Origin of the sequence: Vibrio sp. S12_S33 (genome assembly GCF_963889785.1) — a bacterium.
GTDB classification, from domain to species: domain Bacteria; phylum Pseudomonadota; class Gammaproteobacteria; order Enterobacterales; family Vibrionaceae; genus Vibrio; species Vibrio aestuarianus.
The window spans coordinates 46,277-58,151 of sequence record NZ_CAWPQZ010000023.1 but is presented as its reverse complement, the minus strand read 5'-3'; the positions used below and the strand labels follow the sequence as shown (position 1 = coordinate 58,151).

The 11,875-nt window shown below is 42.0% G+C and carries 10 protein-coding genes and 2 pseudogenes; 10 read left to right on the top strand and 2 right to left on the bottom strand.

Features of this window, described 5'->3' with window-relative positions:
* Positions 1-288 precede the first annotated feature (288 nt).
* Both AACW06_RS11915 and AACW06_RS11910 read right to left on the bottom strand, forming a co-directional pair.
* Positions 289-1,383: pseudogene (locus tag AACW06_RS11915) on the bottom strand (transposase); the annotation flags it as partial.
* Positions 1,384-1,449: 66 nt separating this feature from the next.
* Positions 1,450-1,665 (bottom strand): annotated as a pseudogene (locus tag AACW06_RS11910) (IS256 family transposase); the annotation flags it as partial.
* A 212-nt stretch (positions 1,666-1,877) separates the two neighbouring features.
* Between AACW06_RS11910 and AACW06_RS11905 the strand changes: the two are divergent.
* The 10 genes from AACW06_RS11905 to AACW06_RS11860 all read left to right on the top strand — a co-directional run bounded on the left by AACW06_RS11905 (position 1,878) and on the right by AACW06_RS11860 (position 11,869).
* On the top strand, positions 1,878-5,339 hold the full coding sequence (locus AACW06_RS11905; protein WP_192075216.1) for a hypothetical protein: 3,462 nt from the start codon (positions 1,878-1,880) through the stop codon (positions 5,337-5,339).
* Between the two features lie 140 nt (positions 5,340-5,479).
* Positions 5,480-5,755 carry a hypothetical protein gene (locus AACW06_RS11900; protein WP_192075215.1) on the top strand — a complete coding sequence of 92 codons (276 nt, stop codon included), beginning with the start codon at positions 5,480-5,482 and terminating at the stop codon, positions 5,753-5,755.
* Between the two features lie 55 nt (positions 5,756-5,810).
* Positions 5,811-6,497 (top strand): flagellar type III secretion system pore protein FliP, encoded by a 687-nt coding sequence (locus AACW06_RS11895; protein ID WP_192075214.1) that lies wholly within the window; start codon positions 5,811-5,813, stop codon positions 6,495-6,497.
* 1 nt (position 6,498) lies between these two features.
* A complete protein-coding gene (locus AACW06_RS11890) occupies positions 6,499-7,182 on the top strand; it encodes a type III secretion system apparatus protein VscT2 (RefSeq protein WP_192075213.1) in 684 nt (227 codons plus the stop codon).
* On the top strand, positions 7,175-7,426 hold the full coding sequence (locus AACW06_RS11885; RefSeq protein ID WP_192075212.1) for a hypothetical protein: 252 nt from the start codon (positions 7,175-7,177) through the stop codon (positions 7,424-7,426). The genes AACW06_RS11890 and AACW06_RS11885 overlap by 8 nt, the downstream gene beginning before the upstream one ends.
* Complete coding sequence (locus tag AACW06_RS11880; RefSeq protein ID WP_192075211.1) at positions 7,416-8,882, top strand: secretin N-terminal domain-containing protein; 1,467 nt, start codon at positions 7,416-7,418, stop codon at positions 8,880-8,882. The genes AACW06_RS11885 and AACW06_RS11880 overlap by 11 nt, the downstream gene beginning before the upstream one ends.
* The gene (gene vscN2, locus AACW06_RS11875; RefSeq protein ID WP_192075210.1) at positions 8,882-10,144 is read left to right on the top strand and encodes a type III secretion system ATPase VscN2; all 1,263 of its coding nucleotides are present in this window, start codon (positions 8,882-8,884) and stop codon (positions 10,142-10,144) included. The genes AACW06_RS11880 and vscN2 overlap by 1 nt, the downstream gene beginning before the upstream one ends.
* Positions 10,098-10,502, top strand: coding sequence for a hypothetical protein (locus AACW06_RS11870; RefSeq protein ID WP_192075209.1), 405 nt, complete (start codon positions 10,098-10,100; stop codon positions 10,500-10,502). Before vscN2 ends, AACW06_RS11870 begins: the two co-directional genes overlap by 47 nt.
* Positions 10,486-11,649, top strand: a complete 1,164-nt coding sequence (locus tag AACW06_RS11865; protein ID WP_192075208.1) for a hypothetical protein — start codon at positions 10,486-10,488, stop codon at positions 11,647-11,649. The genes AACW06_RS11870 and AACW06_RS11865 overlap by 17 nt, the downstream gene beginning before the upstream one ends.
* Entirely contained in the window at positions 11,636-11,869 is a 234-nt protein-coding gene (locus AACW06_RS11860; RefSeq protein WP_192075207.1) for a flagellar biosynthetic protein FliQ, read from the top strand. The genes AACW06_RS11865 and AACW06_RS11860 overlap by 14 nt, the downstream gene beginning before the upstream one ends.
* Positions 11,870-11,875: the final 6 nt, after the last annotated feature.

Genomic DNA, 11,875 nt, shown 5'->3' with positions numbered 1-11,875 from the left:
TTCCAAGAAGTGGACGATGCCGATTAGAAACTGGCGACAAGCTCTAAACCGCTTTATGATTATGTTCGAAGACCGACTCACTGAATACATGTAACCCCGATAGTTACACAGAATTATTTACAGGGTCGATTAACGACCACTCCAGAGCCTCAGTTTTTCGACTGGGGCTTCATATTATTGATATTTCCTTTTTTCCGAGCGCATTCGTACAAAGTGATTCTATCTGAAGTTAAATTAAAAAACTCAACTAAAATTGGCCACGGTTTTAGAGTTTTCCCAATACAGTCATTCAGACTCATTGGGTGTCAGCCCACCGTTATACTGATGTGGTCTGAGTTGGCTGTAATAACCTGTGATGTAACGAGTTATGTGCTCTCTTGCCTCACTAAAATTCCGATAACCCGACACTGGAATCCATTCTGTCTTTAAACTTCTGAAGAACAACTCAATCGGGCTATTGTCCCAGCAATTACTCCGCCTAGATAAGCTTTGCTTGATTTGGTAACGCCACAATAGTTGACGATAAGAACGACTAGTGTAATGGCTTCCTTGAACGCTGTGGAACATCACGCCTTTGGGCGTGCCTCGTGACTCAAATGCCATAGAGAGTGCTTTTCCTGTCAATTTACTATCGGGAGAGACTGACATCGCCCAGCCAATTGGCTTTCTTGCGAACAGGTCGATGACAACTGCAAGATACATCCAGCGTTGGCCCGTCCAGACATACGTGACATCACCAACCCAGACTTGGTTTGGTGATGTGACGGCAAATTGTCGAGACAGATGGTTTGGGATCTCTACGTGCTCTTGTGATGCCTTTCTATAACGGTGTTTCGGTGTTTGGCAACTTACCAATCCTAATAATTTCATCATTTTAGAAGCTCGATAACGTGTCAGTTTTACACCTTGGGCTGTCACTATGCTGGCAATGCTTCTTTAATGAGGTTCTTCAGTTTCACCAACTCTGGATAAACACGTTTAGGGCGACAACGCCAGTATTTGTAACTGCTGCGGTGGACACTGAACACATGACACAAGGTGGTTACACTAAAGCTCTGCCTGAGTTTCTCGATTATCGAGAGTTGTTCAGTGAGTCCGACATCAAGAGAGCTGTAGCTTTTTTAATATTTCATTGTGCTCTTCAAGGCGTGCAAGTTTTTTCTTCAGCTCTCGTATCTCAATTTGCTCTGGTGTCATTGGTGAGGCTTGAGGAGTAACTCCCTTTCTTTCTTGCTTGAGCTGCCTTACCCACTTATCCATTGTCGATTTACTCACACCCATGGCTTTTGCTGCTTCAACAACGGTGTAGTTTTGGTCGAGAACAAGTTGCGCTGCTTCGAGTTTGAATTCCGCACTGAAAGTGCGTCTGATACACTTAGTCATAGTTTCACCTGTCATACTATGAGGTGTATCTTAACACCTCTAATCAGGTGGCCAAATTCACTATGCCACTACACCGACACCAGTTTGTGATGTCCGCTCAGATAGAAAACCATTACGGACAATGGCTTGCTTACCATAAACCATGGTATTTTGGTGTTGAGAAAGCAACTGTTGAAGCTCAGCTTCAATAGCTTGTGCAATTAAATCTCTAGCGCCTTAGCGTATTAGTTCTGTAAGTGGGTCTTGTGGTGTATTCAGTGAAACAACAGTATTATCAGTCATGCGGTGTACCTTTCTGTTAATCGTTCTGGCGAGAGCAACATCAACAGATTACACCGCAACTTCCTTTCTCTTCCATACACCAGAAACCAGCATAGCTCTCATGTAATATCCAATGGACGTATTTATTCCGATATTATCATTTTTATTAATTACAATAATGTCCTATTTCGTGCATAGATAAACTTATTCGGTTAAAACTAACAGGTAAGTTTATGTACTCTACACCATTAATGTCTGCTTATTCTCGATCCAGTGGAACGGAAGTAGATCCAGTCCAGCAAGATCTCTTGTTTACTCCCGTAAAACGTCGAGAGATTGAAGCAAAACATTTTATTGATTTGACGAGTGTCGATGACCACCATGGTTTAAAAATGATGCTGTCGCTCAGAAAAGGTAAACTCGTCTTAATTACGGGTAAGAACAAAGGCTTATTACGTGAGTTCTTACATCAACGAAGCTTTTCTAAGCCTAACTACTACCAAGCAGAGGTCAGAACGCCCGATGCTCACTTTAGTCGTTTGTGGGTTGGCCACGATAATAAGCTTCATGCTTGTTACAGAGACACAGAAACAGGTAATGAACGTCACTGCATTTTAAAGCTCATCGGTGAATTTACCGAGAACCTGCTGGCAGAGGGAGCTGGCTTCAATGTGCGAGTCGATAAAACACCTGCTCAGGCTGACGTCAAAGACATACCTAATGAATCTTGCTCGGTAATAATGTTAAAGGGTGAAACACCTACGAAAGTAATCCTAGCTAACCCAAGAGAACTTGTGATAGGTGAAGAGGAAAGCGTGAAGCTTGATTTACGCCTGTCTGCCAATGAATATATTACCAGCATAAAACCTTGTGGCCCAACGCTTCAAGTGGTGATCGAAAGTGCTACTAAAGCGCCCAAGGTAAAATATGTTGATGCGCAGCATCTGACTTTACAAAAAGGGGACAATAGTTTATCTCCCATAGTGTCCGACAGTCCTCCTATCGCTTTTGCGCATTTTAACGTCAATAACAGTAACCATTTTGCAAATGCCAACCCTTTTATAGATCACAAAATTAAGCATATTGGGAATCAATATGTGCCTTTATCGGGTTGGATTGACAGTATAAAGCATCGGTTGTCTCGTGGTCATGAAAAGTGGAATCGCGGAAGAAAAATTGATGCGGTAAAGTCGTACGCTAAAGTCGTTGATCCTGGCCTACAAACTTCAGTTCATTGGGTAAAGAATAAGATAAAACACCAGAAAGTTTCTCCTGTAATCATGTCCGTTGAGAAACGAATTTCCCATGAACTAAGTCAGCAAGAACACATGCAGTCAAAATGGGATCAAGGGATATCACTCAACCAGATTATCAGTAGTTCAGCTAGGGTGTATAAGAAAACAGATCAGGAAATGCGGATTGCCATGGCGGTACAAGCTGGTTCTGATAGGTCATCGACAGTAAGTGTTGAACCGGCTAAGCAGGGGATAGCTAAGCAATTATCCAACAGTGCCACCATCTTAGATCAGTTAGTGTTAGGTTTTACACACGAGCATGGCTCTTATGATAAACACCTAAAACAACGAATCATTTCATTGCAGCAACGAATGGATGATTTACTCCGCCATCCTTCATCTGATGTGTTGTTTGACTTCACTCAGTTTGCATCAATACAAATGTCGTTGACTGCTTTATCTAAAGCTAAATCAACGCCTTTTACCCTGCAAGATTTTGACCTGTATCTACCTTATATTGAGCGTACATTGACCAATGCACGCCTTTATTTAGCGACTCAGGCGTGCGAACAGTTTAAACAGGGTAAAGCGCAATCAAGTCAAACATTGGCTAATAAGCTATTCACTGAAAATCATGGTGAATGTAATCAGGCTGTTTTACGAGGTCTTGCATCGATGAAGGCACTGCGGAGTGCCCATAAATCGGGTGTTAGATTAGCTGAGTCTATGGGCAATACCCATAGTGGTTTGGGAAAAATTTGGAATGATTGGATGGGGCGGCAAACTCCAGCACATCAGATCACTGAACAGATCAGCGATCGAGCGAGTACTTTACCTCAAGGCGATACTTTGACTCTAAGTGCCCATTATGGGGTGAGTGGTTTTGCGGGGGTAGCTCATTTCGGATTACCGTTTTCTGAGGGGTATTTCGCCGGGGTGCTCGCCAAGTATGAGAAGCATTACGACTGCAAGCTGCTCTCTTTGGAGGGGAATACAACTCAAATTCAACTCGTGCGCAAGGGTGAAAAAAGCGCAAATGCTATCGTTGGGATTGGTGAAGGCTTAGAAGATCTAACTAAATTAGTTAGATATCGTAATGGCTCTTTAGTCACCCTTATGCCGTTTGATGCGACTTTAGCGTTAATTGCAATGAAAGACAGTGAACAGAGCTTTGCTTTTGATGTGAGTAATGATGATTTGCAGAAAACTCTTGGTTATCTATTTAGAACAGAGGATTGGCAGCAAGGCCTTGAGACTGAGTTTAATAAGGCTCAGTTTTCCAGTAGTGATTCATTAATAGCTAAGGTGAGTGCTTCCGCAAATAGTCAATTCAGATTTCAACTGGGCATTGATGCTTCTCCTAATCTTTCAATGGTGATGCCTCGAACGTATGCTAAAGCCGCTATTGACATCGAGTTGGGTAGACAACAAGTCAGGGAATTTAAGCTAGGGGAACAAACTAGTGCCACACAAAGCGTGGATTATTTTGTCAGTGTGGATGCAGAAGCTAACGGTAGTACGTGCGTGAAGCTATTACCGAAATCGTCTACCCATGCATTTCCAATAGCCATTGATGAAAATACGTTTGTTTCTGTTAAGCCACTTAGTGATGGATTAACTACGCATTACTTCACAAAATATCAAACAACGGAAACGATTAGTAAGCTCAGCCAACAGTCAAAGCCAGCCAGTTCAGATATCACTTCTCAACAACTTGAGCAGCTATGTACTGTGATAGAAAATTTCAAACAATGTATTGAAAAGCATCCTGAATGGGATATCGCAACGCAAAAACTCGCTAAATCACAACTTATGACTTTGTTTAATGCAAGGAAAAGTGGTTTTCATCAAGTTAGCAAAACTATTGCTGCAGAGAATATACAGCATTTAAAAGTATCGTATGAGCAAAAGATCAGCTGGAGTTCTCGCTGGGCGGATAATATGCGCCGAACTTTTCATATCACGCCCAAACATTCTGCGTCTCTTGGTCAGTTAATGGAGGCTTATCCATCCGGGAGGAAAATGCTGAGAGCTTTACGTGCATCAAGCCAAAGTCAGAGCCAAATGCTAAATGTGGACAAAGCATCTTCGGTAACAGCGGTAGCAAAATATCAGATGCCCATAAGTGTGTTAATTGATCAGTTTAGACAAACCCTTGAGCAGCTTGACGATGTGCAAGACGGTAAAAGCGTCAAGGCGATTTTTAAATCCTTGAATCAACAGTTGAATAGAAAAGGTGATACTGGGCGGAATCTTTATAAGTTGAGTAAAATTGAGTGCATGCGAGAGTCTTCGTTGAGTCGACACCCAGCTGGAGTTTTACCCATGGTTAAGGTTAAAAAACTCAGTCAAGTAATACTTAATGAGTCTTTAGGTGACATTAACTTCTTGTACTCAGATGAGGGTGAACCTGAAATCATCAATCGTCTTGATGGCTCCTTATATAGTGTACCAAGTTAATATTCAGAAGAGTCTTGGGTGGTAAAAGCTGACCTTTTTTGAGTATGCATGATAGGAGTAATTATCAGGAATTTTCACTGTGTGGTGACAGGTTCTTTAGTGATAATGCTTCCAACACTTCACACAATGGAAGATAAGAAATGACTCATTTAAGCACAGGTTATGTTTCAGGCGTTTTTGGTGCCCTTACTGATAATGCAGACGATAAAGTGTCGAATTTTATTACAGAACATACAGGTACTACAGCCAGCGACGGTACTTTTACGCCAGATACTAGTGGAACACTAATCTTAAGCGCGTCCGAGTCACTTGAGCTTCAGCAATTGATGGCCGATCAAAGCATTGCCGCTCAAACATCGACATCAACACTAAAATCCATCAAAGATTCAATCTCAGCTTCTGCACGAAATATTTAATACGTCGGGGTCATTTGACCCTGCTACTTTTAGCGGTAAGTGGTGAGCCCAGTTTATGATTCAGTTGCTTAGTCCAGACAATGCATTTTCTGGTGCAAACCTGATCGTTTTGTTGACGCTGGCGTTGTTGTCAACGGTGTTTTTTATCTGTTTTTCTGGTTTTGTTAAATACAACATTGTGCTCAACATTATTAAAAATGCGGTTGGGACTCAGCAGATACCACCTACGATCGTTGTCAACTTGCTTGCAGCTCTAATGGCGCTGAATAGTTTATGGCCAGTTATTAAGCCCGGTATTGAGCGCGTAACGCCCTATTTCTCTAAACAGAAGGAAGAGGCTCTTGGTTTGCCATTGGATCTGACATTGGAAGAAGAGCAGCCCAAGGATATTACGATGTATTATTTAGCCAGTAACATCTTTGAATTTTTCCCCGAATTGTTGGAACGAGCTGAGGTTAAGACGAATCAATTGACAAGTATGATCGATATTCCCCTTAATTTTGATGAAGATAACGATACGTTTAAGTTTTTTCTAGGCAATCTGATTCTTGACCTATATCAAGGTTTTGAACTAGGACTTAAATTGTACATGGTATTTGTCAGCATCGACTTTTTGATTGCGGTGATTTTGAGTGGTGTTGGTATGACGATGTTGTCACCTACCGTAATTTCAACACCCGTGAAATTGGCGGTTTTCTACTTCTCGGATAGCTGGACTTTGTTGTTCAGAGCTCTTGGCTAATATGGGGGAATTATTATTTCCCAATTGGATGTTGTTTGCTGGTTTTTTCCTTTTTTTAAAAATTTATAACCCGACTAGGCTTTATTTAGACAACATTACCTGTCTGGCGATCGCCGCAGCAATAGCGATTTTTGTTGATTCTAGTCAACTCGCACAAATCCCGACATTTGGTTGGGTCATAACGGCGGTGATTTTTGCGATGTTGTCCTCTGTTCCTTACTGGCTTAGTGGAACCGTAGGCAGCGTTATTCAACAGTTATTACTACTTAACGAGCAGTCGGTTCAGGACAAACGCTTTACTGATGAATCTGAGGCATTGGCAAAAATAAGTAGTTTAACTTTTTTAGTTTATGCGTTGCAAAGCGGCACTTTGTTTCTCCCGATCATTGACGTGATAGCGCACAGTAATGAGGCAAATTTCAATCTAGATTTTGAGTCCTTGTTCTTTCTCATCACGGATAGTTTGAAGATGATGGTAATTGTAGCAGGCAAGTACATCATTATTATGCTCGCGATTACAGTCTGTTGCGGTTACGTCGATCTGTTTTTCAAAAAAGCATCCTTGTCACTTTTTGTTACACCAAACATTAAAGCGATTGTGGTGAATATTTTAATTAACCTCTGGTTGTTGAACGACCAGTTTTATGTTTTCAAGCAAATGATGCAAAAGGTAGGTTATGACTAGAGTTGAAATGATAAATACCACTCATATTGCTGGGCTATCAGAAACTCAATCTGATTTCGAATTAGTGGCTCAGCAGGTAGATAAAAGTAAGCAAGCTCTAGGTGAAGCGTCTTCTGGTGAGGATAATGTTGTTACTGAACAGGATGTTGTCGATATGGTGATTAAACAAACTGTGATTAATGAAACTATTCGTCGCATGAAAGCAGATCAACAACGTCTAGAAGAGATTATTGATGAAGTATAACCGACTACTGTGCCTAATCTTTTTGTCGACACTGGTTCGAGCTGAAGTGTTGATTAAACAGCAGGATATTAATTTGCAAGGTGCGCTCAAAGCAATAGCTAAAGAGATGCAAGTTAAGCTGGTTGAAGATGTAGACAACAAAACTGAACGTCAGTTGATTACTCAGACATTATCAGGGAATGGAGCGGATCTGTTAAGCCAGTTATCAGAAGTATATGACTTTGATTGGTATGTTTACGGCGGTACTCTCACGGTTCAGTCGGGTCAAGCTTATATTAATTATGCTTATAAACCGCGTAACATTGCACCGAAAACCTTGTTAAAAGAGCTCCAACAAACCTTTCAAATAAGCACGACGACCAAGGTGAAGTTAGTTGAACGCGGTAATTCTATCTTGTTCTCTGGTACTCGCAAGTTTGTCAATGATGCGGTCGGTTACGCGACTATGGTGGATAAGAACCAGTTTCTTGAGAATGGTAATGACCTTGAACTGGCAAGAATCAATTTCCATTACCTCTCTGTGGTTGACCGACAAATTGATACTTTTGACGGCAATATTGTCTTCCCCGGTGCCACTTCTTTGATTTCAGCGGCGATCATAAACATTGGACAATTCCAAAATGTTAACGACGATGAAATTATTCAAAGAGCCTACAAAGTAAAGCTGAGCGACGGGGATAAACAACAGCTAGATGAAGAAGAGAAAACTTCCAAAGTACAGCCTTTACCAGGCTCTAATGCACTACTTATCCGTGGGACACCAGCTGAAGTTAAGCTAGCGAAACGAATTGCAGCTCTGATCGATATTAAGCGTCAGCAATTATTATTTTCACTCAAAGTGTACGACATCGCAGTATCTAGAAGTGAAAACCTAGGAATAGAAAGCTCTTGGTTAAATGGCAGTCGTGGTATATACGACATAGTGGTGCCCCCGTTTGCGCAAACTAAGGATTTTCTACAAAATTTTCAGGCCTTGTCGTCGAATGGGGTTGCGCGGGGTATTTATGAGACCAACTTATTGATTCTGGAAAATCAGCAAGGTCATTTTGGTAAAAAAGATACGGCAACGATTACTTTGATATCAGAGAAACAAGTCCAGACTCAAGAGATTGAGGCCGACAATAGCCTCTATGTCACTGGTCGTTTGCTTCCCTCTGGCGATGTCCAGGCCAAAGTCGAATATATTGAAGAATCTTTGGATGATGACGAGGATGAGAGAGTCGGGACGTCAAAACCGCCGAGAGTTAGCTCTCAGTCATTGCAGTCAGAAGTGTATATCCAACCTCAGCAAACCGTTATTTTGGGAGGCTTTGACAACACCGTAACCCAACAAACTGTCACCGGTGTCCCCGTTCTTTCTAGCATTCCGCTTTTAGGTGAGTTGTTTAAAAATACTAACGAAACTAAGAGAAAATATAAACGCTACGTATCGATCTCTTTTAAGGTGATTAACTAATGTTGACGCACTTTTTTAAGGTTAAGGAGTCCTATCAAGATACAGTTATTTGTCATGTTTCTGTCGATACCTTTGTTGGTCAGGAGTGTTTTATCGATACGGTTACGATGGAGCGTATTCGAGGGGAAGTGATGAAAGTTGCCGGATCGCGAGTTGAGATAAAGCTTCTTCAGCCCGGAGCTGTCCAGCGTGGCGGCCGAGTTGAAATTACGCCGCGTCGTTTCTGCTTCCCATTAAATGAAAATGCCTTGGTTGGGAAAGTGATCAACTGCTATGGCGAATCGATTTATGGCGATAACTATCTCAATCAAGAAGGTCAGTTTCATGATCTACCAATTGCTGTAGAGCCGATACCTCTAAATGTTCGCGCACCGATTGAAACCGTTTTTCCAACCAAACTCAAAATTATTGATGGACTTTTTACCATTGGAGAGGGGCAACGTGTTGGTTTGTTTGCACCAGCAGGAGCCGGAAAGACGACTACGGTATCTATTATGGCGAACAATATGGATGCTGATGTCGTGATCTTCGCCATGATTGGCGAACGAGCTCGTGAAGTCGTTGAGTTCCTTGAAGGTGAAATTGGCCCTAAAGTTATTCAGAAATCGATCACTATAGTATCGACCTCGGAAGCTAATCCTTTGGAGAAGGTACGTTCAGGGTTAGTTGCCGTCTCTATTGCTCGTCATTATATGGAGCAGGGCAAGAAGGTAGTGTTGTATTTTGACTCACTGACTCGTTTTGCTCGCGCTCAGGCGATGCTGGATAACACGCCGATCAAAGGGGGAATCCCGATAGGCGTTTCCCTCGCTTTGTCTCGCTTGGTTGAAAGTTGTGGCAACTCTAAGTTTGGCTCTGTAACCGGAATCTTCACGGTATTGATTGAAAAGGAAATTGATGATGATCCAATCGCGCATGAAGTGAAGTCTCTGATTGATGGTCATTTGGTTTATTCGACGACAATAGCATCAACTGGCCGTTACCCTGCTATCGATGTTTTAAAAAGCAAAAGTCGTTTGCAGAACAAAGTTCAGAGCCCTGAGTTCGTAAGATTATCGGAACGGGTAAAAGACATGGTTTATCGCTACTTCAATGTTGAGTTGTTGATTCGAGTTGGAGAGTACGAAAAAGGAAATGACTTAGAAACCGATGAGGCGATAGATCGTTATCCGCACATTATGTCTTTTTTAAAGCAAGGGTTCGATGGAGTGGAATATGAGCAAACCCTCGAAGCGATGGAAGGAATTTGGACAGCTTATTGATATTGTTGATATTCGTATTGGTAAACAGCAAAGAAAGCTCGTTAACCTGAGGAAGCAATATCAGGAATTGGTCAATTTCATTGAAGAGAAGTGGCAAGAAATTGAGGAGCAACAGCGTTATTTGAAGTGTCTTAATGTCGTTGGTGAATCTAACGCCCTTAGTCGGTTGTTTATGCGCCGAGAAAGTACCAAATCAGTGATTGAATCTTTGTTCTTTGATGCCTCCATAAAGCGTCAGAATGCACAAGAACTGGCGCATCAAATAAAAGATGTTGAAGCGGAAAAGCAAAGATTAGAAAAGCGAAAGGACGCGCTCGCCGAACTTCGCGAGCAGATGAGGAATGAAAAGCATGATTAACTTATTTATCAGTGAGGTGACTCGTACGACACTCAAAACTGGTGAAGGATTTGAGTTGGATCAACACCTCACTGAGTTACGCGAACCTGATTTAGATACACTTCTGCTTTTCGACGATAAAGAGTTAGAAACTGAGATTAAAGTTGAGCTTCCGATAGCAAAAGGAATCTCCCAAACGAATGCTTTTGGTGACCTTTGTATTAAGGAATGCAAGCAGAGCTGTGAGAATAAGAGGAAGCAACATGTCGTTGAAAGCAAAGCCGCAATTGATCCTTTGGTTATCGTCAAGCGAGATTCTGATGGTCACTCTGGATTAGGTCTAGCAGGAACGTTGCGATATGGTCACCCAATGTTGAATAGGGTAACGTTACAAAAAGTGAGTTTATCGCTGGATGCCAAGGTTGTGTATGCATTGTTAAATACAATGCCAATAGTTGATGATTTAGATAAAGCCTTCATGGGACAACTATCAAATTTAAGAAGGCGAGAACATCATCCCGTCACTCAGATTTCAGCAGAGGCGACCCTAGCTCCTCCTCTTTATCAACGAGAACGGAGTCATGGTGCTGTTGTTACGACTGGTAATGCCGAGTCTAATGTGACTAGTCGATTCGGAATGCCCCAAGCAACTAGGTCTATCGACCAGCGTGAAATGAGTAATAGCTCTGTCGCTAAGATTGGTACTACCGAGCCAGACGTGACCAGTCATTCAAAGGAAAGAACTATTCTGCCCAAGTTTAGGTCTCTCTATGACCGAAACCGAAGTAGCAGCACTGTTGCTAAGACAGATCCTATTGTTGCCTGGCGAACTAGAGCGGTCATGGCTCCCCCCGAGCCTAGGTATTCCAAGGGGCAAGGTCTGAATAATAGTTTTTCGGGGAAGGCAAGCCACGATATTTTCCATAGGGAGGAGGTAAAAACCAATACAGACCGAGGAGGATTGACTGTCCCGTCATCGCTTGCATTACAAACACTAGTACCAGTAGAGAGAACAACGAGAACGCACTTCGAGCTCTCACCAGAAATGTTCAGGCAATACCCTCTGGTCAATAGTTATCGAGTTCTGTTTCGTAATAAATATTATCTATTTGAATTTGAGGAGCACCAACTGACTAATTTTATAGAGGATGTTTATGACCGTACTTGATGTGACCGCAGCCTGTTTGGACATAGTGAAAGATGCGATCATTATATTTTCGTTAAGTTTTGTGATAACTGGCGTGGTTGTTGGTCTGCTTCAAACGGTGTTTAGCGTCCAAGACCCTGGTTTACCTATGGCGGCAAAGTTGGTTGTTTTCATCATCTTGCTCACTCAGGTTGGAGGCAACATTTATGACCAGTTTCATATGTTGTTCCGGCAGCTATAACCATTA